Origin of the sequence: Rhodoferax sp., assembly GCF_025354435.1 — a bacterium.
Classification (GTDB): Bacteria; Pseudomonadota; Gammaproteobacteria; order Burkholderiales; family Burkholderiaceae_C; genus Rhodoferax_B.
The window spans coordinates 1-20,276 of record NZ_JANXMU010000057.1; the positions used below are offsets into that span (position 1 = coordinate 1).

Here is a 20,276-nt window from a genome sequence, read left to right on the forward strand (position 1 = left end):
CTGTTTGCCGTGACCGCCGGGCTGGGTGCCGAGAAGAAAGAGGCGCAGTTCCAGGCCGAGCTGGACGACTACTCCAGCATCATGCTCAAGGCTATTGCCGACCGGCTGGCTGAGGCCTTTGCCGAATGCCTGCACCACCGCGTGCGCACCGACTTGTGGGGCTACGCCGCGCAAGAGTCGCTGAGCATCGAGGAGATGATTGCCGAAAAGTACACCGGCATCCGCCCCGCACCTGGTTACCCGGCTTGCCCGGACCACAGCGTTAAGCAAGACATGTTTGCGCTGCTGCAATGCCATGACATCGGCATGGAACTGACTGAGAGCCTGGCGATGATGCCCGCCGCCAGCGTTAGCGGTTTCCAGCTGGGCCACCCTGCAGCCCAGTACTTCAACGTCGGCAAGATCGGCGAAGACCAGCTCAAAGACCTGGCCCAGCGCCGGGGTGTGCCCGAGGCGGACTTGCGGCGCTTTCTGGCTCCCAATTTGTAAGAACGCGCCCAGACCTGGGGTTTTCCCTATTGCTGGGGCTCATGGGGCTATGCACTTGTTGTTTGCTACATTTTGTAAGAGACTGGGCTCCTACTTTTAAGGTGGGTTTACCGCCCTACAGCCCATGGATGACGAAGAACTACTGGAATTCATAGACGGCCCTTTGCCTGCTGCTTCGGCGGCTCGGCGAGAGCCGTGGCGGATTCTGGTGGTGGACGATGACCCGGATGTGCACGAGAGCACGGCCTACGGCCTGCGCGGGCTGGAAATCGAAGGCCGGGGCCTGCAATTGCTGCATGCCCACTCTGCCGCCGATGCGCTGGCCTTGCTGCGCCGCGAGCGCGAAGTGGCGGTGATCTTGCTGGATGTGGTGATGGAGTCCGACGATGCCGGGCTGGCCACCGTGGAGGTGATCCGGGACGAATTGGGTCTGGTAAATGTACGCATCATCTTGCGCACCGGCCAACCGGGCCAGGCGCCGGAGATTGAAACCATCCGCCGCTATGACATCAACGACTACAAAACCAAAAGCGAGCTCACACGCACCAAGCTCTACACCACGCTGACGGCGGCCATCCGCTCCTACGACCAGCTGCGCCGTATGGATGCCAGCCGCCGGGGGCTGCAGAAAATCGTGGAGGCCAGCAACCAGTTCATCGCCCAGCCCGGTCTGCAAAGCTTTGCCGAGGGGGTGATCACGCAAATTGCGGGGCTGGTGGGCGTGGAGCCCGAGGGCGTGGTGTGTGCCTGTACGCCCAGAACCGAGTCCGGGTCGCATTGCGTGGTGATTGCTGCCGCTGGTCCGCTGGCCCACCTGATGCAGCGCCGCATCACCGATATCGACGACCCGTATATCGTGGCCAGCCTGACCCAGTGCCTGGCCGAGCGCCGCAACCTGCTGGCCGAACGCAGCGTGACCTTATTCTTTCCGGGCAGCGTGGGCGGTGACTTCGTGGCCTTTGTGTACGCATCGGCCCCACTGCGCGATGTAGATATGCATTTACTGGAAGTGTTTTGCACCAATATCGCTCTGTGCGCAGCCAATGTGGAGCTGGTGACCCGGTTGCGCAACCACGCCTTTGTGGACCGCATGCTGGGGCTGCCCAACCGCACCGCCTTCATCCAGCATCTGGACGAAGCGGTGGCCGCGGGCGCTATGGCCGGGCATGCCATTGGCCTTATGGACGTAGACCAGTTTGCCGAAACCAACGACATGTTTGGCCATGGCTATGGCGACCAGTTGTTGGCCGCTATTGCCCTGCGGCTGGGTGCGGTGCACGCCGGAGCCGGGTACCTGGCGCGGGTGGCGGGCGACACCTTTGGCCTGTTTGGGCTGGAGGCCAGCGTCAACCCTAAGCTGCTGCGTGGCGTGTTCGAGCAGCCGTTCGAGATCGAAAACGTGCTGCGCCCGGTGTCCGTCTGCATGGGCTTTGTGCGCTGCGACGACACCAGCGGCAACGGCCTGGAGCTGCTGAAAGACGCGTCCATCGCCCTTAAGCGTGCCAAAGAACTGGGCCAGGGCCGCAGCGCCTACTACTCGGCCGAGGTCGGCACCGTCACCCGCGAGCGCACCCGTATGCTGCACGGTCTGCAGCGTGCGTTTGACCATGAGCACCTGTTCGTGGTCTACCAGCCCCAGGTGAACCTGGCCGATGGCCGCCCGACGGGCGTGGAAGCCCTGCTGCGTTGGCGCACCGACGACGGCAAGTTTGTGCCGCCCGATCGCTTTATCCCGGTGGCCGAGCAATCGGGCCTGATCGTCACCATGGGGGCCTGGGTGCTGCGCTCGGCCCTGCACGCCATGGCCACGCTGCGCCAGCAGGGCAATGCGATGGGCATCCGGGTGGCGGTCAACGTGTCGTCGGTGCAGTTTGCCCAGCCGCAGTTTCTGGACGTGGTGGACGAGGCGCTGCGCGACTCGGGCATGCCACCCGAGAGCCTGGAGCTGGAGATCACCGAGTCGGTGGCCGTGATGGGCATGGAGCGCGTGGCCGCTCTGCTGCGCCAGATCAAGGCGCGCGGCATTGCGGTGGCGATCGACGACTTTGGCACCGGGTTTTCGTCCCTGTCTTATCTCGACCGCCTGCCCGCCGACCGCCTGAAGATCGACCGCGCCTTTGTGATGTCGCTGGACTCGGGCCGCCTGGGCGCGCGCATCGCCGAAATGATCGTGCCGCTGGGCCACCAGCTGGGCATGCAGGTGCTGGCCGAGGGCGTGGAAACCGAGGCCCAGGCCGATATTTTGCGCGGGCTGGGCTGCGACGAGGCGCAGGGCTACCTGTACGCCAAACCCATGCCGATCGAAGACCTGGGGCCCTGGCTGGCACAACGCCTGGCCCCGCCCCCGTGAACCGCTGGCTCTGGTTGTTGGCCCTGCTGCTGGCGGGGTGCTTGCCGGGATGCGGTCCGCCCAAAGCCATCCATCTGGGTTTTATCGGCAGCTTGTCGGACCGGGGCTCCGACACCGGGGAAGATGGCCGCAACGGCATGATGCTGGCGGTGGAGCAGCGCAACCAGGCCGGTGGCATCCATGGCCGCATGGTCGAGATTCTGGTGCAGGACGATGGCATGGACCCGGGCAAATCACATCTGGCGATCCAGACCCTGGTGTCGGCGCAGGTGGATGCGGTGGTGGGGCCTTTCAGCAGTGCGGTGGCCACGGTGGCGGTGCCGCTGAGCAACCAGGCAGGCATCGTCATGGTCAGCCCCACCGTGACCTCCACGGATTTTGTCGGCAAAGACGATTTTTTGATCCGCATCAACCGCACCACGCGTGACAACGCCAAAGACTATGCACAAGTGCTGTACCAGCGCGGTCAGCACCGCATGGCACTGGCCTATGACACGCGCAACGCCAGCTACTCCCTGGCCTGGCTGAACGCGTTCAAGCTGGCGTATGGCGCGCTGGGCGGCCAGGTGGTGGCCGCGGTGGCATTCGAGTCCGATGCGCGCACGGGTTTTGGCGACGTGGTGCGGAAGATGCTGGCCCAGCCCTCGCAGGGCCTGCTGTTCATCGGCAGTGCCATCGATGTGGCACGGCTGGCGCAGCAGGCCGAAAAGCTGGCGCCGCAGATGCCCAAGAGCGCCGCAGAAAGAGCCTCTACCGAACTGCTGCTGGAGCTGGGTGGCCGCTCGGTAGAGGGGCTGCTGATTGCCCAGGCCTTCAACCGCGACGACCCCTCCGAGCGCTACCTTAGCTTCCACCGGGCTTTTGTGGCGCGGTTTGCGCGGGAGCCCAGCTTTAGCGCGGTGTTGGCCTACGACGCTACCAATGTGCTGTGCCAAGCCCTGGCCTTGCAGGCACCGGGCCAGTCGCTGAAAGACAGCATCCTCCAGCATGGACCGTTCCAGGGCCTGCAGCAAAGCATCCAGTTCGATCGTTTTGGCGATACCGCGCGCAAGGTGTTTTTCACCGAAGTGCGTGGCGGCAAGTTTGTGTTGCTGAAATGAAAACGCTGCGTGTCTGGCGCTTGCGCAGCTATCTGGCCGCCCTGTTGGTGGTGACGATTCTGGCCACCTTTGCGATCGTCGGCTCCGGCATCCTGCTGCTGCGCATCCCCCAGATCGAAGATGCCAACAAAGAAGATGTGGTGCGCGACACCAATGAAATCGCCGACCGGGTAGAGATTTTGCTGGGCTCGCTGGAAGCCCGCATGCAGCTGCTCAGCGAAGCGGTGGAAACCCGGGATCTGCTGGAGACTACCGCGCTGCTGGAGCGCGCTGCCTGGGACGGTAAAGCCATCCGCGCCATCTACCTGGCCTCCAACGAGGGCACGGTGCTGGCCGCCGGTGTGGTGCCCGCGCTGCGCGAGCACCGCACCGATCTGCTGGGCAGCGACCTGTCGGCCAGCCCGCTGTTCCGCGCCGCGCTGGCATCGCGCCAGATGGTCTGGGGGGACAAGTTTTTGTCGGCCCTGTCGGGTGCGGTCACCGTGGGCCTGGCCTACCCGGTGGGCCGCGATCGGGTGCTGCTGGCCGAGGTGCCGCTGTCGTATCTGCTGGACACCTTCCAGCTGGCCGCGGGTAAGCACACCGCATCTATCTGGCTGGTGGACCGCACCGGTGAAATCGTCGCCGACACCGACGGCGGTCGGCATGTGGGTGCCGTGAATGTGCTGAACTGGCCGCTGATGCAGGCGGCGCTGAATTTTCAGCCCTTGCCCGACGAGTTCAGCTTCGATGGCCACAACTTCCACCCGGCGGTGTCGCATTCCAACGCACTGGACTGGTACTTTGTGGGCGGCATGCCCGCGGGTCTGGAAAACGAAGACATCCGCATGCTGGTGCTGGGTGTGGTGTCCGGGTTTGGCGGTGCGGTGCTGGTAGGGCTGCTGATGGCCCCGTTCTGGGCCTCGTGGTTGACGCGGCCTCTGCGCGGCATCGTGGTGCGTGCCGGGCAGATCACCCAGGGCGCGGTGGGCGGCCCGTGGCCCCGGGGGGCGATTGCCGAGTTCAATGGGCTGTCGGCCGACATCGAAAAAATGGCGCTCACCCTGCAAGAGCGGGAGCAGAAGTTTCAGGCGATTTTCAATGCCTCGCCGGTTCCCATGTCGGTGACCCAGACCGAGTTTCCGTACACGCTGCTGGATGTCAATGAAGCCTGGTGCCGCGACTTTGGGCGTGCGCGGGATGCCGTGCTGGGCCGGACCGCGACCGACATCGGGCTGTGGCGGTCGCCAGACGAGCGCGCCGCGATGCTGGACAGCCTGCAACAAGGGCATGCGGTGGCCGAGGCGTGGATGCTGCGCGGCGATGGGCTGGCGGTGCTGTTCCAGCTGTCCCGGCGGCAGGCGCAGGTAGGGGGGGCTTTTTTGATGGTGTGGGCGGCGGTCGACATGACCGACATGCGCCGCATCAGCAACGAGCTGCGCGAACTCAACACCGAACTCGAAGCCCGCGTGCAGCGCCGCACCGAAGCTTTGGCCGCCGCCAATCGGGACTTGTCCGGGGCGGTTGCCAATCTGCGCGACACCCAGAGCGAACTGGTGCGGGCCGAGAAAATGGCCGCCCTGGGCGGGCTGGTGGCCGGTGTGGCCCACGAGCTCAACACCCCGCTGGGTAACAGCCTGATGGCCGTCACCGCGCTGACCGACGAGGTGCGCCAGTTCCGCACCGCCCTGCACACCGGCCTGCGCCGCAGCGCGCTGGAGGGCCTGCTGGACAGCGCGGAGCAGGCCACCGACATCGCCGCCCGCAACCTGCACCGCGCGGCCGACCTGGTCACCAGCTTCAAGCAGGTGGCGGTGGACCAAACCAGTTCGCAGCGCCGCCATTTCGAGTTGCGCGAGGTGGTGGATGAAATGGTGGCCAGCCTGCGCCCCAGCTTTGCCCGCACACCTTACAAAATCCGGGTCGATGTGCCCAGCGGCCTGCGGCTCGACAGCTACCCCGGCGCGCTGGGCCAGGCCATCGGCAACCTGATCCACAACGCCGTGCTGCACGGCTTTGATGGCCGCGCCCATGGCCGCGTGCACATCACCGGTGCGCGCGACGACCAGGGTGCCGTCGTGCTGTGCGTGGCCGACGACGGCCTCGGCATTCCGGCCGATTTGCTGGGCCGCATCTTCGACCCCTTTGTGACCACCAAAATGGGCCGCGGCGGCACCGGCCTGGGCCTGCACATTGCCTTCAATGCCGTCACCCACGTGCTGGGCGGCAGCCTCAGCGTGCGCAGCGAGGTGGCGGTGGGAACCACGTTTGAAATTCGCTTGCCCGACACCGCACCGCGCAACAGCGATGTGGTGCCCTTGGTGTGAAAATATGCATCAAATGGGCTTCTGGCGTATATCTAATATGCGCTAGTAGCTATCAAATACATAGTAAATGACCTACCCCGTCGCTACGGCCCCCCGTAACGCCCTTCGGTACTGCACCGCTTCCGCCACATGCGCCACCTGGGTGGTGGCCGCGCCTTCCAGGTCGGCGATTGTTCGCGCCACCTTGAGTGCGCGGTGGATGCCCCGGGCTGACCAGCCGAGTTTGGCGGCGGCTACGTTCAGGAACTGGGCGGCGGCGGGTTCCAGGGCGATGGAATGGTCGATCTCTTGGCCTTGCAGCGCCTGGTTGGGTTTGCCCTGGCGGTCGATGGCGAGCTGGCGGGCGGCGGCGCAGCGCGCGCGGATGGCCGCGGTGGATTCGCCGGGTGGTGCGTGCAGCAAGTCGGCTGCGGGCAGGGCGGGTACCTCGATGTGCAGGTCGATGCGGTCGATCAGCGGGCCGCTGAGCTTGCCCTGGTAGCGCGCCACCTGATCGGGGCTGCAGCGGCAGGCCTTTTGGTACGAGCCCAGGTAGCCGCAGGGGCAGGGGTTCATGGCGGCGATCAGCTGGAACCGCGCCGGGAACTGGGCCCGCCGTGCGGCGCGCGAGATGGTGATGTGCCCGGTTTCCAGGGGTTCGCGCAAGGCCTCCAGCGCGGCACGGGGGAACTCGGGCAACTCGTCCAAAAACAGTACGCCGTGGTGGGCCAGCGATATTTCGCCCGGGCGCGGCGGCGATCCACCGCCCACCAGGGCCACGGCGCTGGCCGTGTGGTGCGGGCTGCAGGTGGGCCGGGTGGCCCAGCGCTCCAGCGCAAAGCTCCCGCCCAGGCTGGCGATGGCCGCGCTTTGCAAGGCCTCGATCACCGTCATGGGGGGCAGCAGACCGGCAAAACGCTGTGCCAGCATGGATTTGCCCGAACCGGGCGGGCCGACCAGCAGCAGGCTGTGGCCACCAGCGGCGGCGATTTCTAGCGCCCGCTTGGCCCCGGCCTGGCCTTTCACGTCGGCCAGGTCGGCGTAACCCTTGAGGTGGGCGGTGTCGGGCAGGGGGGTGCTGGCCATGCGGGCCCAACCGTCGCTGGCGGGGGCTTCACTATCCCCCACTGGTAGAAACTGCTGCACCACATCGAGCAGGTGGTGGGCGCAATACACCTGGGCATCGGGCACCAAGGCGGCTTCTTCGGCACTGCCGGGGGGCAGCACCAAGCGGGTTTGCACCTGTTGGGTGTGCAGAGCCAAGCTCATGGCCAGCGCGCCGCGCACCGGGCGCAAGGCCCCGGACAGCGACAGTTCCCCGGCAAAGACATACCCGGCCAGGCGCTCGCTGTCGATCTGGCCGCTGGCAGCCAAGATGCCCAGGGCAATCGGCAAATCAAACCGGCCCGAGTCTTTGGGCAGGTCGGCGGGAGCCAGGTTGACCGTGATGCGCTTGTTGTGCGGAAACTCCAGCCCTGCGTTCTGGATGGCCGAGCGCACCCGCTCGCGGGCCTCTTTAACCTCCACTTCGGCCAAACCCACCAGGGTAAAGCTGGGTAAGCCATTGGTTAAATGCACCTCGACGGTGACTGCGGGGGCATCCAAGCCCAGCAAAGCCCTGCTTTGCACCAAACATAAGCCCATAGCGGCAAGACTCCCCATATCGGTGCAAAAAATGGGCTTAACCAATAAACCCACCCGAATGCACCATTTGTGTGCGATAAAACCCTGCCCAAACCTGTGCATTGTGAAAAGGGGGGAGCTTGCTCTGAGGTGTAACGAAAGTAACACTTATTTGGCACGCAATCTGCTTTAACCCCTTCGCCGTTCCCCTTTTTCATTTTGGAGAAGCACATGACACAGCCCGTGCCCAAGGCCGCCCGCCTTGCAGCCCTTTATTGCGACAGCCTACTGAAAGAGCAGCCATGAAACTAGTCACCGCCATTATCAAACCCTTTAAGTTGGACGAAGTGCGCGAAGCCCTGTCCAGTATTGGTGTGCAGGGTATCACCGTGACGGAAGTCAAAGGTTTTGGTCGCCAAAAGGGCCATACCGAGCTGTACCGTGGTGCCGAGTATGTGGTGGATTTCTTGCCCAAGGTCAAGATTGAAGCCGCCATCTCCGACGAACTGGTAGACCGCGTGATCGAAGCCGTGGAAGGCGCAGCGCGCACCGGCAAGATCGGCGACGGCAAGATTTTTGTTTACAACTTGGAGCAAGTTGTACGCATCCGCACGGGTGAAACCGGCAAAGAAGCGCTGTAAGCAGCACCATCTTTCCTCTGAAAGTAAGTAAAAATGAAAAAACTACTAGCATCCCTGGCTCTCGGCTTGGGGTTAATGTGGGGCGGATCTTTCGCCCAGGCACAGGCTCCTGCCGCTGATGCTGCCAGCGCTCCGGCGATGGCGGCTTCTGCCGAGGCCAAACCTGCCGATGCGGCACCAGCACCTGCTGCTGCGCCCGCACCAGCGGCTGCCGAAGCCGCCGCATCTGCCCCTGCAGATGCCGCTTCTGCGCCCCCCGCTCCAGTTCCCAACAAGGGCGACACCGCCTGGATGATGCTGTCTACGCTGCTGGTCATCATGATGACCGTGCCCGGCCTGGCCCTGTTCTACGGCGGCCTGGTGCGCAGCAAGAACATGCTGTCGGTGCTGATGCAGGTGATGGTCACGTTCTCGATGATCATCGTGCTGTGGTTCATCTACGGCTACAGCCTGGCGTTCACCGAAGGCAATGCCTACGTCGGTGGCTTCGACCGGCTGTTCATGAAGGGCATCTGGGACAACGCTGCGGGCACATTTGCCAACGCCGCCACGTTCAGCAAGGGTGTCTACATTCCTGAAATCGTGTTTGCCGCCTTCCAGGCGACATTCGCCGGTATCACTTGCTGTTTGATCGTCGGTGCCTTCGCAGAACGTATCAAGTTCTCCGCGGTGCTGCTGTTCTCGGCCCTGTGGTTCACCTTCAGCTACGCTCCTATTGCCCACATGGTGTGGTTCTGGATGGGCCCTGACGCCTACTCCGGCAAGGAAGTTGTCGATGCGATGAACGCCAAGGCCGGTCTGATCTGGCAATGGGGCGCGCTGGACTTCGCCGGCGGCACCGTGGTGCACATCAACGCCGCTGTGGCCGGTTTGGTCGGTGCTTTCATGATCGGCAAGCGCGTCGGTTACGGCAAAGAAGCCATGGCTCCTCACAGCCTGACGCTGACCATGGTCGGTGCCTCCCTGCTGTGGGTGGGTTGGTTCGGTTTCAACGCCGGTTCCGCTCTGGAAGCCAACGGCTTTGCCGCTCTGGCCTTCATCAACACCCTGGGTGCTACGGCAGCTGCGGTGCTGGCATGGTGCGTCGGCGAAGCGCTGATGAAGGGCAAGGCTTCGATGCTGGGTGCCGCATCTGGTGCCGTAGCAGGCTTGGTGGCTATCACGCCAGCCGCTGGTAACGTCGGTATCGGCGGTGGCCTGGTGATTGGTTTCCTGGCTGGCTTCGCCTGCCTGTGGGGTGTCCATGGCCTGAAGAAGATCCTGGGTGCAGACGACACACTGGACGTGTTCGGCGTGCACGGTGTGGGCGGTATCCTGGGTGCGCTGTTGACCGGCGTGTTCAACTCGCCTAGCCTGGGTGGCCCATCCACCGTGGCTGACTGGGTGTCTGCTGGCATGACCCCTGCGGATGCTTATTCGGTAGGCGCACAGGTCTGGATCCAGCTGAAGGCCGTGATCTTGACCATCGTCTGGTCGGGTGTTGTGGCTGCCATCTCTTACAAGATCGTGGACCTGACCGTGGGTCTGCGTGTCACGGAAGAAGAAGAGCGCGAAGGTCTGGACATCAGCTCGCACGGCGAAACCGCCTACAACCGCTAAAACGTTCGATACCTGCGGCCCCGTGCCGCAGGGTCTTACCCGCAGAATCTTCCAAAGAGATTCGGCCCATTGGCAGCAATGCCGGTGGGCCTTTTTTTTGCCCGTTCACAATACGGGCATCGCAACCCCAATACAGAACTCCCATGACCTGGACCACCGTCACCACCGAACCCAACGCCCTGGGCGAATCGCCGTTCTGGCACCCGCAGGAAAAGCGCTTGTACTGGGTCGATGTGCCTGGCAAGCTGCTGCAGCGGCTGGACGTGGCCAGTGGCGTGGTGGAACGCTGGGCCATGCCCAGCGAGCCCGGCTGCATCGCCCCGGCCACCGGCGGCGGCCTGGTGGTGGCGCTGCGCGACGGCATCTACCGCGCGCCGGTGTGGGGGGGCGAAATGGCCCTGCTGGCCGCCGCACCGTACGACCCGGCCACCACCCGCTTCAACGACGGCAAATGCGATCCGCTGGGCCGCTTCTGGGCCAGCACCATCTATGAGCCGCGCGATGCCCGCAAGGCCGAGCTGTACTGCCTGGAGGGCAGCACGCTGCGCAGCCTGGCGGGCAACGCCATCACCGGCAATGGCCTGGCCTGGTCGCCCGATGCCAAGACCCTGTACTGGTCGGACACGCCGCACCATATCGTCCACGCCTGGGACTGGGATGCCGTGCCCAATGTGCTGTCGCACTACCGCGAGTACCTGCACATGGCCCCCAAACCCGCTGGTTGGCAGCCCGGCATGCCCGGCTACGGTGGCCGCCCCGACGGCGCGGCGGTGGACGTGCAGGGCAACTACTATTCGGCCCAGTTCGAAGGCCAGCGCCTGTGCAAGTTCTCGCCCGATGGCGACCTGCTCAACGCCTACCTGCTGCCGGTGCGCTGCCCCACCATGCCCTGCTTTGGCGGCGACGATCTGCAAACTTTGTATCTCACGACCGGCCGCCACGGCCGCCCGGCCGCCGAGCTGGAGGCCATGCCCGCGTCCGGCTGCGTGCTGTCCATGCGGGTCGATGTGCCGGGCCTGCCAGTCAACTTCTTCCACGGTTGATGCAGACCTGGATTTGCTATATTTTATGTAGCTAATAGCGTAGGTAGAATATACGCTAGAGCCCTATTTTTTATAAATTTATAGCCCATGCGCCGCCTTCGCCATTTGACGGGCCAGCACCGCACCGCTTCGACCAACCGGTTGCTGGGCGGCCTGCTGGCGTTCAACGCGGGGGCCATCAACGCTGGGGGCTTTCTGGTGGTGGGCATGTACACCTCGCACATGACCGGTTTTGCCTCCATGCTGTCCGACAACCTGGTGCTGGGCAACATCACTCTGGTGCTCGGCGCGCTGGGGGCTTTGCTGGCGTTTACCGCGGGCGCGGCGGCCACGGCGTTGCTGGTCAACTGGGCGCGCCAGCACCATCTGCGCAGTGAATACGCATTGCCTTTGCTGTGCGAGGCCTTGCTGCTGTTGGTGTTTGGCCTGCTCGGGGCTACGCTGAACCGGCAGACGCCGTTTGCCGTACCGCTTACGCTGCTGGTGCTGGCCTTCACCATGGGGCTGCAAAACGCCTTGGTGTCCAAGCTTTCGGCCTCGCAGATCCGCACCACCCACATGACTGGCGTGATCACCGACCTGGGTATCGAGCTGGGCAAACTGGTCTACATGAACCGGCAAGACAGCCCGCTGGCTTCCCGCGTGCGGGCCAACCGCGTCAAGCTGCGCCTGTACGCGACCCTGCTGTCGGCCTTTGTGGTGGGCGGGCTGGTGGGGGCGACCGGCTTCAAGTACGTGGGTTTTATCTGGGTGCTGCCGTTGGCGCTGTTGCTGCTGGGCTTGTCGTTGCCGCCGCTGGTGGCCGACCTGGTGCGGCCCCGGCGGCCCGCCCGCGTGGGTTAAGCGGGCCGGTCTTGCGGCCGGGGGTGGCCGGGCATCAGATCGTACGGGGCCACCCAGCCCGGCTGGCTCTGGATACGCTGCAGCCACGCGCCAATCGCCGGGTAATCGACCCAGTCCACGCCGTATTCCGCTGGCCAAAACAGGTAGCCGCAGAGCGACATGTCGGCCGTGGTCAACCGATCGGCCACCACGTAGGGGCGGTCGCCCAGGTGCTGGTTCAAGATTTTCAGCGCCGCCACCATGCGCCCGCGCAGAAAAACGGTGACGGGCGTTTCGCCGGTCTGGGCAAACTGCAGTTGGAAGCGCAGCGTGGCTATGTGGCTTGTCAGCTTGTGGTTGTCAAACAGCGTCCAGCGCAGAATTTCGCGGCGCTCCTCCTCGTTGCCGGGACCAAGCTGTGGGAATTGTCCCGCCAGGTAGTCCAGGATGACTCCCGACTGGCTCAGCCGCAGGCCACCGTGCTCCAGCACCGGCACCTCGCCCATCACGTTGACGGCGCGGTAGGCGGGGGTGCGGGTCTCACCGTTGAAAAAATCCACAAACCGGGGCGACCAGTTGGCCCCGGCGAGTTGCAGGGTCAATGCCACTTTGTAGGCGTTGCCCGACTGGGCAAAGCAATAGAGCTGGTACGGGGCCATGGGAATCTCCGGTGGAAAGAGCGGTGTTTTTGCCTGCTTATCGGAACTTCACAGGGCGACGTTGTGGCTATTGTTACCCAGGCGTAACCGCGTGTGGGTACGCACTACCGAGGCCCCCATGAACATCCAAGCCAGTCGCCTGCAGTCCGCCCTTGCCACATTGGCCAGCGCTGCGCCGACCCGGCTGGCCGCGGCTGCCAAGGCCACGGCGGCAGACACCCCCGCGGCTCCTGCCGCCACAGACACCGTCACCATCTCCCAGGCCGCCAAAGACCTGCTGGCCCAGTCCCAGGCCAGCGTGTCCCTGTCCAGCCGGGCGATGGACTTGATCCAGCGGCGCAACCCCTATGACAGCGCGCCCGGTAGCACCCTTGACAACACGGGCCAGCAAGCCCAGGTGCGCAAGGTGATGGACAACCTGACCACCCAGCACAACAACCGGCAGATCTCCGACACCCAGTACCAGCACGACATGGCCTTCTACACCCGCGTGGCGAACGCCATCGGTTAATGCTGCGGTTTTGATAGCTACTAGCGATGGTGGAATATGCGCTAGAGGCCGATTTCATCTAAAAAAATGCTGGGGCGCTTTTACACCACCACCTAGGGCAAGTCCTAGTCTGGCAATCTCCAAAATGCCGGATAGTTCGTCCGGAAGTCGAACTATCTGCCGCCACACGCTGCACTCGCCTTACCAGACCCGCTTACCAGCCCCGCCTTTTGCAGGCACCCAATGGAGACAAGCATGAAAAACACATTCCAAAAAACCCTGTCCGTTCTGGCCCTGGCCGCCCTCGGCACGGTCAGCACCGCCACGCTGGCGCAAATGACAGTGGGGGTGAGCTGGTCCAACTTCCAGGAGGAACGCTGGAAAACCGACGAAGGCGCCATCAAGGCGCAGCTGGAAAAGCTGGGTGCCAAGTACATCAGCGCCGATGCCGGTGGCTCGCCCGAAAAGCAGTTGGGTGACATCGAAGGCCTGATGACCAAGGGCGCGAAAGTGCTGATCGTGCTGGCCATGGACAAAGACGCCATCCTGCCCGCCGTCAACAAGGCCACCAAGCAAAAGGTGCCCGTTATCGCCTATGACCGCCTGATCGAAGCGCCCGGCGTGTTCTACATCACCTTCGACAACAAGGAAGTCGGCCGCATGCAGGCCCGCGCCGTGGTCAAAGCCCAGCCCAAGGGCAACTACGTGATGATCAAGGGCTCGCCCACCGACCCGAATGCCGACTTCCTGCGCGAAGGCCAGCAAGAGGTGATCGCTGCCGCCGTCAAGTCCGGTGCCATCAAGATCGTCGGCGAGGAATACACCGACGGCTGGAAGCCCGAAGTGGCGCAAAAGAACATGGAGCAAATCCTCACCAAGGTCGGCGGCAAAGTGGATGCAGTGATTGCCTCCAACGACGGCACGGCCGGTGGCGTGGTGGCAGCGCTCACCTCCAAGGGTATCAAGGGCATTCCCGTGTCCGGCCAGGACGGCGACTTTGCCGCGCTGAACCGCGTGGCCCTGGGCTCGCAAACCGTCTCGGTGTGGAAGGATGCGCGCGCGCTGGGCAGTGAAGCCGCCACCGCCGCTGTGGCCTTGGGCAATGGCAAAAAGGTGCCCGGTGCCGTGAGCTGGAGCGGTGGCGAGAAGAAGATTGCGCTGGAATCGCATTTCCTGGCCCCCGTGGCCATCACCCGCGACAACCTCGACGTGGTGGTGAAGGCGGGCTGGATCAAGAAGGATGAGCTCTGCAAGGGTGTGGATGCAGCAGCGGCTCCTGCCGCTTGTAAGTAACGTCCATCCGACGTAAGTGCGCTCCGTTCTCGGTGGGTACGGGCGCTAGCGTGCGAACTGTTCCCCTTCCTGGAAACCTGCAATGACCGATTCCCCCAACCCCTGGCGCAATGCCGCCATCGACTGGCGGCTGGTGCTGATGAGCCTGGTGCTGGCCGTGCTGGCGCTGGCCTTTGGCCTGATGTCCGACGGCCTGTTTTTCTCGCCGGAAAACCTCTACAACATCGCCCAGCAGACGGCGGTGGTGGGCATCGTTTCTACTGTGATGGTGTTGGTCATCGTGGCCCGGCACATCGACCTGTCGGTGGGCTCGGTGATGGGCTTTGTGGGCGTGCTCATTGCCTACTTGCAGTACAGCGCCAACTGGTCCTGGCCCGCGGCCTGCCTGGCCGGGCTGGCGGTGGCGATGGCGGTGTCGATCTACCAGGGCTGGCTTACGGCGGTGCTGGGCGTGCCCTCGTTTGTGGTCACGCTGGGCGGGCTGATGTCGTTTCGGGGCGCGGCCTTTCTGGTGGCCGACGGCAAGACCCAGCCGGTCACCAACGATTTCTTTTTGCGCCTGGGCGGCGGCTACGACGGCGGCATCGGCACTACTGCCAGCTGGGTGGTGGTGGGCCTGGTCAGTCTGGGCCTGCTGCTGCGGGCGGTGCAAAAGCGCCGCACCCGCCAGCACCACGGCGTGGCCACCGATCCGCTGTGGATGGAGGCGCTGCTGGTCGGCGTGCCCATCGCCTTGCTGCTGGCCTTTGCCAGCGCCATGAACCACTACCAAATATCGAGCAAGACCGAGCCGCAGGGCATCCCGGTGCCGGTGCTGATCTGGGCCGTGGTGGCGGGCGGTTTGTCGTTTCTGGTGCACCGCACCCGCTTTGGCCGCTATGTGTACGCCATGGGCGGCAACCCCGACGCGGCGGCGCTGGTGGGCATTCCGGTCAAACGCGTTACCTTGCAATTATTCGCCCTGCTGGGCGTGCTGATTACCATTGCAGCTATTGTTTCCATAGCGCGCCTGAATGCTGGCACCAATTCGCTGGGCAGCGGCATGGAGCTGTACGTGATTGCCGCCGCCGTGATTGGCGGCACCGCGCTGGCTGGGGGCAGCGGGTCGATCTTCGGCTCGGTGCTGGGCGCGCTGATCATGCAGTCGCTGGACAGCGGCATGCTGCTGCTGGATGTGTCCATCGGCAAGCGCATGGTCATCATCGGCCAGGTGCTGATCGTGGCGGTCGTCTTCGATGTTCTCTATCGCAAATTCACGGGAGATCGCTAAATGACCGACCTCTCCCAACCCCTGGTCCAGCTGCGCGACATCCGCAAAGCCTTTGGCGGCGTGGTCGCGGTGGACGGTGTCAGCGTCAACCTGTATCCCGGCGAAGTGGTGGCCTTGCTGGGCCACAACGGCGCGGGCAAGTCCACGCTGATGAAGATGCTGGCCGGGGCCTACCCCATCGACTCGGGCGACACCGTGATCGCCGGGCAAAAAGTGCACATCCGCACCCCCGCCGAAGCCCAGGCCCAGGGCATTGAAACCATCTACCAGACCCTGGCCCTGGCCGACAACCTGGATTCCGTGGCCAACCTGTTCCTGGGCCGCGAGAAGATGACCCGCTGGAACACGCTGGACGACCATTTCATGGAGGTCAACGCCCGCAAGGTCTTCGCCCGCCTGAACAAGAACTTCACCAACATCCGCGTGCCGGTGCGGCGGCTCTCGGGTGGCCAGCGCCAGGTGGTGGCCATCTCGCGGGCGCTGTACTTCAACGCCCGCATCCTGATCATGGACGAGCCCTGCGCCGCGCTGGGCCCCGAAGAAACCGCCATGGTCGGCCGCCTGGTGCAGCAGCTGAAAAGCGAAGGCGTGGGCATTTTCCTGATCACCCACGACATGCCCGACGTGTTCGGCCTGAGCGACCGGCTGGCGGTAATGAAAAACGGCAAGCTGGTCGGCACCTACGCTACCGCCGACGTGACCGAGGACGAGGTGCTGGGCATGGTCATCACCGGCAAACGCCCCGAAGGCAAGCCGCAAACCGAGCGCGCCAGCATCTAGACTTAGCGCTTTCCCCCACTCGGCAAGCCCTTATGAAAACCACCGGCGACCAGCAACTCGTCAAACGCATCAACCGCAGCGTGCTGCTGCGCTTGCTGCGCGCTCAGCCCGGCCTGTCACGGGCGCGGCTGGCAGCCGAGAGCGGCCTGACCAAATCCACGGTCAGCCTGCTGGTGCGTGAGCTGCTGGACGATGGCTGGCTCACCGAAGCCGTGGAAACCGTCAACGAAGGCCTGGGCCGCCCGTCCACGCCGCTGCGCATCCACGAGGGCAAGCGCGCGCTGATCGGGGTGGAAATCGCCGTCGAAGTGGTGCGCGTGGTGTGTGTCACCCTGCAGGGCGAAATCCTGCATTCCGAAGAGCAGCCCCTGGCCAGCACCAACCCGGCGCTGGCCAGCCAGCAAACCGCCTGCATGGTGGCCACGGCCTACGCCGAGCTGCTGGCGGTCGGCCTGCAGCTGGTGGGCGTAGGCGTGTGCACGCCGGGTGCCATCGACCACGCCAGCGGCCTGGTGCTGTTTGCCCCCAACCTGGGCTGGCGCAATCTGGACCTGCTCAGCCACCTGACCCAGGCCCTGGCCGAGGTCGGCCTGCCCCCGGTGCCGTTACAGCTGCAAAACGATGCCGACGCGGGCGCTTTGGGCGAATACGAATTTGCCGACGGCGAGGGCGAAGACCCGCTGATCTTCGTCAGCTGCGACGTGGGCGTGGGCGCAGGCATCGTCTCCAACGACCGGCTGTTCAGCGGCGCGCAGGGCATGGCCGGGGAAATCGGCCACACCATCATGCAGATCGACGGCCCGCTGTGCTCCTGCGGGCGCAAAGGCTGTGCCGAAGCCTTCATCGGCCTGCGCGCCTTCAGCGGCCTGGACGGTGCGGCGGTGGACCTGAGCCGCTCGGGCCACTACCTGGGTGTGCTGCTGCAAAACCTGTGGACCACCTTCAACCCCCGGGCCATCGTGGTCGGCGGCAAATCCTGCGACCACCACCCCGAATTCCTGCAAAGCGCCCTCGACACCGTAGCCCAGTACGCCGCCAGCGCCGGCATGCCTGCGCCCAGCATCCGCATGGCCCGTTACGGCCCCCTGGCCGCCGCTGTAGGTGCCGCGGCGCTGACGCTGCACGAGTATTTGCGCCCCATGCACCCCAACTCCGAAGCGCGAAGGGCTCGGGCGGGGAACGTGGGGGGGTGAGGTTGGGGTAGGGAGTGCTATGGAATTAGTAGCTTCTTGCGCTGGTGGAGTAAGCGCTAGCGCCCTATTTTTCGTGAAGCTTCAGGCCCTACCTCAGTGCACAATGGCCAGCTTGCCGAAGTGGCGCCCGCCAGCGATGAGCTCGGTATAGGCGGCGCTGGTGTCGGCGATGCCGAAGATGCGGTCGATCACCGGCACGATGCGGTGGGTGGCAATCGCGCGAGTGGCCTGGGCCAGGTCGGCCACCGAGCCGGTGCTGTTGCCGACGATGCGCAAGCCCTTGACGATGACGGGCAGCAGATCAACCGATGCGGCGGTGCCGGTAAGAAAGCCCACCGTGAACACCGTGCCGCCCATGGCGGTGGCGTTGAGCGAGCGGGCAATGGTGGCCCCGCCCACGGTTTCCACCACCAGGTCGACACCGCGCCCGTCGGTGAGTTTCAGCACTTCTGCGTCCCAGGCGGGGATGGCGCGGTAGTTGATCAGGTGGTCCGCACCGAGCTGGCGCGCGCGCTCCAGCTTTTGGTCGGAGGACGAAGCCAGGATCACCGTAGCGCCGGATGCTTTGGCGAACTGCAGGGCAAAGATGCTGACGCCGCCCGTGCCCAGCAGCAGCACCACCGAGCCCGGCCGCAGCGAGGCCGAACGCACGGCGTTCCAAGCGGTGGTGGCGGCGATCGGTAGCGCCGCACCCTGGACGAAATCCAGATGCGCGGGCAGGGCGACCAAGCTGTGGGCAGGTACGGCCACGTAGTCGGCCAGTGAACCCGGCAAGCTGATGCCGCGCATGCCGATCACCTTGCGCGGTGTCATCGGGCCGTCTTGCCAGCCGGGCATGAAGTGCGGTACCACGCGGTCGCCCACTGCCCAGCCGCTGACGCCTGTGCCCAGGGCCGCAACTTCGCCTGCACCATCGGCGACCGGAACCATCGGGAAACTGGCGCCGGGGAAGGCACCGGTGGCCACGGCCACGTCGGCGTAATTCAGCGTGGCGGCGCGCATGCGCACGAGTACCTCGCCATAGCCAGCCCGCGGGTCGGGCAGCTCGGTACTTTGAAAAGCGCTGAGGGAATGGGCTGTGAGTTGGATCGCGTGCATGGTGTTTTCCCTGGACTGAAGGAAGACTGCAGTTTTATTTAAAAACCATCCGAGATAAACTGCGGTTAAGTTGATAGATTTGAAATCAGGAGTGCTGAATGGATGTGTTTGACAGCATGCGGGTCTACGTACAGGCAGTAGAAAAAGGCAGCCTCAGCGCAGCTGCCACGGCCTGCGGCATTTCGGCGACCATGGCGGGCAACCACCTGCGCACGCTGGAAAAGCGCCTGGGCATGCAGCTACTGCAGCGCACCACCCGGCGGCAGCACCTCACGGCTTTTGGCGAGAACTACTACGCGCGCTGCAAGGAAATCCTTCGCCTGGTGGCCGAGACCGATGCGCAGGCGCAGAACCTGCAATTGGCGCCCGCAGGCAAGCTGCGCATCAGCGCGCCCGTGAGCTTTGGCACCGAAGCCCTGGTACCGGCCTTGTCGGTGTACCTGGCACGTTACCCCGAGGTGAGCGTTGACGTGGCCCTGTGCGACCGCGTGGTCGATCTGGTGGAGGAGGGCTTCGAGGCGGCGATCCGCATCGGCCCGCTGCCAGACTCGGCGCTGATCGCCCGGCCGCTGGCACCCTACCGGCTGATGATTTGCGCATCGCCCGAGTACCTGGCACGCCGCGGCACACCGGCCACGCCCGAGGACCTGGGCCAGCACGAATGCCTGTCGTTCTCGCCCGCCGCCCTGGTGCATTGGCGCTTGACGGACATGCAAGACGCCATCTGCCGCGTGCCGGTATCGGGTCGCCTGCAGGTCAATAACGGGCAGGCACTGCGGGTGGCGGCACTGCACGGCTTGGGTATCGTGCTGCAGCCGGCGATTCTGCTGCAGGCCGACGTGCAGGCTGGCCGCCTGGTGCAATTATTTGCCACCCATACGCTGCACAGTCGGCCGATGAGCGTGGTCTACCTGCCGGACCGTTACCGCTCGCCCAAGTTGCGTAGCTTTGTGGATTTTTTGGTCGAGCGGTTCAGCTAGTCGGATGCCAATTGCTATTGTAAATGTAGCTGCCAGCGTAGTTAGTCTGTGCGTTATTGCTCGATTTCTCTTAAATTTTCAGAGTGAGAAAAGCCGAAACTCGGTCAAGCGGTGGTGTTTGACTTATTGAGAAGAAATGGTCTGGCGGATGGTGACACCATGGCCCTTTGATCAGTGGGAGTTAAGAATAGTTTGGGGCTGCTTTGGGCCCGAAGCAGAAGTACATCCTGCCTAGAAGCGGACGTGCGCTTGTATCAGCGTAGCGGCTCGGGGTGTGTGTTTAGTCCCACCAACAGAAGAGCGGATTTCCGGGCTCGCGACACGCGCTCAGCGACTCTGGGCTGCTACCCCAAAAACAGTAGAACTCCGTCTTTTCCGGCACGTATGCCAGCCAGTAACCGCCCTGGTGGGCCAGGACATATGAACCGCCCCGTGTTTTGAGGAGGCTCAAATCTCTGAGAGGATTGAGCCATGAAGTCGAACAAGTTTTCCCCTGAGGTGCGTAAGCGCGCAGTGCGCATGGTGCAGGAGCACCGAGGCGAGTACCCGTCACTGTGGGCC

General features: G+C 64.2%; 17 protein-coding genes. 14 read left to right on the forward strand and 3 right to left on the reverse strand.

The genetic code is table 11. The features are described 5' to 3' along the window. The 4 genes from Q0T48_RS14830 to Q0T48_RS14845 form a co-directional block, all read left to right on the forward strand. The coding region (locus Q0T48_RS14830; RefSeq protein ID WP_295957522.1) for a vitamin B12 dependent-methionine synthase activation domain-containing protein at positions 1-489 on the forward strand (489 nt) is incomplete at its 5' end. Positions 490-613: 124 nt separating this feature from the next. Then, positions 614-2,839 carry an EAL domain-containing protein gene (locus Q0T48_RS14835; protein ID WP_295957524.1) on the forward strand — a complete coding sequence of 742 codons (2,226 nt, stop codon included), beginning with the start codon at positions 614-616 and terminating at the stop codon, positions 2,837-2,839. After that, entirely contained in the window at positions 2,836-3,939 is a 1,104-nt protein-coding gene (locus tag Q0T48_RS14840; RefSeq protein WP_295957526.1) for an ABC transporter substrate-binding protein, read from the forward strand. Before Q0T48_RS14835 ends, Q0T48_RS14840 begins: the two co-directional genes overlap by 4 nt. Beyond that, a complete protein-coding gene (locus Q0T48_RS14845; protein ID WP_295957528.1) occupies positions 3,936-6,245 on the forward strand; it encodes an ATP-binding protein in 2,310 nt (769 codons plus the stop codon). The genes Q0T48_RS14840 and Q0T48_RS14845 overlap by 4 nt, the downstream gene beginning before the upstream one ends. Before the next feature lie 72 nt (positions 6,246-6,317). Here Q0T48_RS14845 and Q0T48_RS14850 read toward each other — a convergent pair whose 3' ends face one another. Continuing rightward, the gene (locus Q0T48_RS14850; RefSeq protein ID WP_295957530.1) at positions 6,318-7,868 is read right to left on the reverse strand and encodes a YifB family Mg chelatase-like AAA ATPase; all 1,551 of its coding nucleotides are present in this window, start codon (positions 7,866-7,868) and stop codon (positions 6,318-6,320) included. Positions 7,869-8,149: 281 nt separating this feature from the next. On the opposite strand from Q0T48_RS14850, the gene glnK reads away from it, so the two are divergent. From glnK to Q0T48_RS14870, 4 genes are all read left to right on the forward strand, one after another. After that, positions 8,150-8,488, forward strand: coding sequence for a P-II family nitrogen regulator (glnK, locus tag Q0T48_RS14855; protein WP_295957531.1), 339 nt, complete (start codon positions 8,150-8,152; stop codon positions 8,486-8,488). Between the two features lie 33 nt (positions 8,489-8,521). After that, positions 8,522-10,087, forward strand: a complete 1,566-nt coding sequence (amt, locus tag Q0T48_RS14860; protein WP_295957534.1) for an ammonium transporter — start codon at positions 8,522-8,524, stop codon at positions 10,085-10,087. 143 nt (positions 10,088-10,230) lie between these two features. Further along, complete coding sequence (locus Q0T48_RS14865) at positions 10,231-11,130, forward strand: SMP-30/gluconolactonase/LRE family protein (RefSeq protein ID WP_295957536.1); 900 nt, start codon at positions 10,231-10,233, stop codon at positions 11,128-11,130. A gap of 87 nt (positions 11,131-11,217) precedes the next feature. After that, a complete protein-coding gene (locus Q0T48_RS14870; protein ID WP_295957538.1) occupies positions 11,218-11,973 on the forward strand; it encodes a YoaK family protein in 756 nt (251 codons plus the stop codon). On the opposite strand, the gene Q0T48_RS14875 is transcribed toward Q0T48_RS14870, so the two are convergent. Continuing rightward, positions 11,970-12,611, reverse strand: coding sequence for a glutathione S-transferase (locus tag Q0T48_RS14875; RefSeq protein ID WP_295957541.1), 642 nt, complete (start codon positions 12,609-12,611; stop codon positions 11,970-11,972). The two genes, Q0T48_RS14870 and Q0T48_RS14875, sit on opposite strands and share 4 nt — an antisense overlap. Positions 12,612-12,729: 118 nt before the next feature. Here Q0T48_RS14875 and Q0T48_RS14880 point away from each other — a divergent pair, with 118 nt between their 5' ends. The 5 genes from Q0T48_RS14880 to Q0T48_RS14900 all read left to right on the forward strand — a co-directional run bounded on the left by Q0T48_RS14880 (position 12,730) and on the right by Q0T48_RS14900 (position 17,637). Further along, the gene (locus Q0T48_RS14880; protein WP_295957543.1) at positions 12,730-13,122 is read left to right on the forward strand and encodes a hypothetical protein; all 393 of its coding nucleotides are present in this window, start codon (positions 12,730-12,732) and stop codon (positions 13,120-13,122) included. A 234-nt stretch (positions 13,123-13,356) separates the two neighbouring features. Further along, positions 13,357-14,394 (forward strand): D-xylose ABC transporter substrate-binding protein, encoded by a 1,038-nt coding sequence (gene xylF, locus Q0T48_RS14885; RefSeq protein ID WP_295957544.1) that lies wholly within the window; start codon positions 13,357-13,359, stop codon positions 14,392-14,394. Positions 14,395-14,476: 82 nt separating this feature from the next. Then, positions 14,477-15,664, forward strand: a complete 1,188-nt coding sequence (locus Q0T48_RS14890) for an ABC transporter permease (protein ID WP_295957546.1) — start codon at positions 14,477-14,479, stop codon at positions 15,662-15,664. Further along, the gene (locus Q0T48_RS14895; protein ID WP_295957547.1) at positions 15,665-16,444 is read left to right on the forward strand and encodes an ATP-binding cassette domain-containing protein; all 780 of its coding nucleotides are present in this window, start codon (positions 15,665-15,667) and stop codon (positions 16,442-16,444) included. A gap of 32 nt (positions 16,445-16,476) precedes the next feature. Next, on the forward strand, positions 16,477-17,637 hold the full coding sequence (locus Q0T48_RS14900; protein ID WP_295957549.1) for an ROK family transcriptional regulator: 1,161 nt from the start codon (positions 16,477-16,479) through the stop codon (positions 17,635-17,637). A gap of 93 nt (positions 17,638-17,730) precedes the next feature. Here the strand turns inward: Q0T48_RS14900 and Q0T48_RS14905 are convergent, their stop codons facing one another. Continuing rightward, positions 17,731-18,735: an NAD(P)-dependent alcohol dehydrogenase gene (locus Q0T48_RS14905; protein WP_295957551.1), complete on the reverse strand. Its 1,005-nt coding sequence runs from the start codon at positions 18,733-18,735 to the stop codon at positions 17,731-17,733. A gap of 98 nt (positions 18,736-18,833) precedes the next feature. Here Q0T48_RS14905 and Q0T48_RS14910 point away from each other — a divergent pair, with 98 nt between their 5' ends. Continuing rightward, a complete protein-coding gene (locus Q0T48_RS14910) occupies positions 18,834-19,715 on the forward strand; it encodes a LysR family transcriptional regulator (protein WP_295957553.1) in 882 nt (293 codons plus the stop codon). Positions 19,716-20,276: the final 561 nt, after the last annotated feature.

Bases quoted from the DNA above. Each gene is read 5' to 3' on its own strand.
- Q0T48_RS14835 (WP_295957524.1), top strand. From the start codon at position 614: ATGGATGACGAAGAACTACTGGAATTCATAGACGGCCCTTTGCCTGCT.
- Q0T48_RS14845 (WP_295957528.1), top strand. From the start codon at position 3,936: ATGAAAACGCTGCGTGTCTGGCGCTTGCGCAGCTATCTGGCCGCCCTG.
- Q0T48_RS14850 (WP_295957530.1), bottom strand. From the start codon at position 7,868: ATGGGCTTATGTTTGGTGCAAAGCAGGGCTTTGCTGGGCTTGGATGCC.
- glnK (WP_295957531.1), top strand. From the start codon at position 8,150: ATGAAACTAGTCACCGCCATTATCAAACCCTTTAAGTTGGACGAAGTG.
- amt (WP_295957534.1), top strand. From the start codon at position 8,522: ATGAAAAAACTACTAGCATCCCTGGCTCTCGGCTTGGGGTTAATGTGG.
- Q0T48_RS14865 (WP_295957536.1), top strand. From the start codon at position 10,231: ATGACCTGGACCACCGTCACCACCGAACCCAACGCCCTGGGCGAATCG.
- Q0T48_RS14870 (WP_295957538.1), top strand. From the start codon at position 11,218: ATGCGCCGCCTTCGCCATTTGACGGGCCAGCACCGCACCGCTTCGACC.
- Q0T48_RS14875 (WP_295957541.1), bottom strand. From the start codon at position 12,611: ATGGCCCCGTACCAGCTCTATTGCTTTGCCCAGTCGGGCAACGCCTAC.
- Q0T48_RS14880 (WP_295957543.1), top strand. From the start codon at position 12,730: ATGAACATCCAAGCCAGTCGCCTGCAGTCCGCCCTTGCCACATTGGCC.
- xylF (WP_295957544.1), top strand. From the start codon at position 13,357: ATGAAAAACACATTCCAAAAAACCCTGTCCGTTCTGGCCCTGGCCGCC.
- Q0T48_RS14890 (WP_295957546.1), top strand. From the start codon at position 14,477: ATGACCGATTCCCCCAACCCCTGGCGCAATGCCGCCATCGACTGGCGG.
- Q0T48_RS14895 (WP_295957547.1), top strand. From the start codon at position 15,665: ATGACCGACCTCTCCCAACCCCTGGTCCAGCTGCGCGACATCCGCAAA.
- Q0T48_RS14900 (WP_295957549.1), top strand. From the start codon at position 16,477: ATGAAAACCACCGGCGACCAGCAACTCGTCAAACGCATCAACCGCAGC.
- Q0T48_RS14905 (WP_295957551.1), bottom strand. From the start codon at position 18,735: ATGCACGCGATCCAACTCACAGCCCATTCCCTCAGCGCTTTTCAAAGT.
- Q0T48_RS14910 (WP_295957553.1), top strand. From the start codon at position 18,834: ATGGATGTGTTTGACAGCATGCGGGTCTACGTACAGGCAGTAGAAAAA.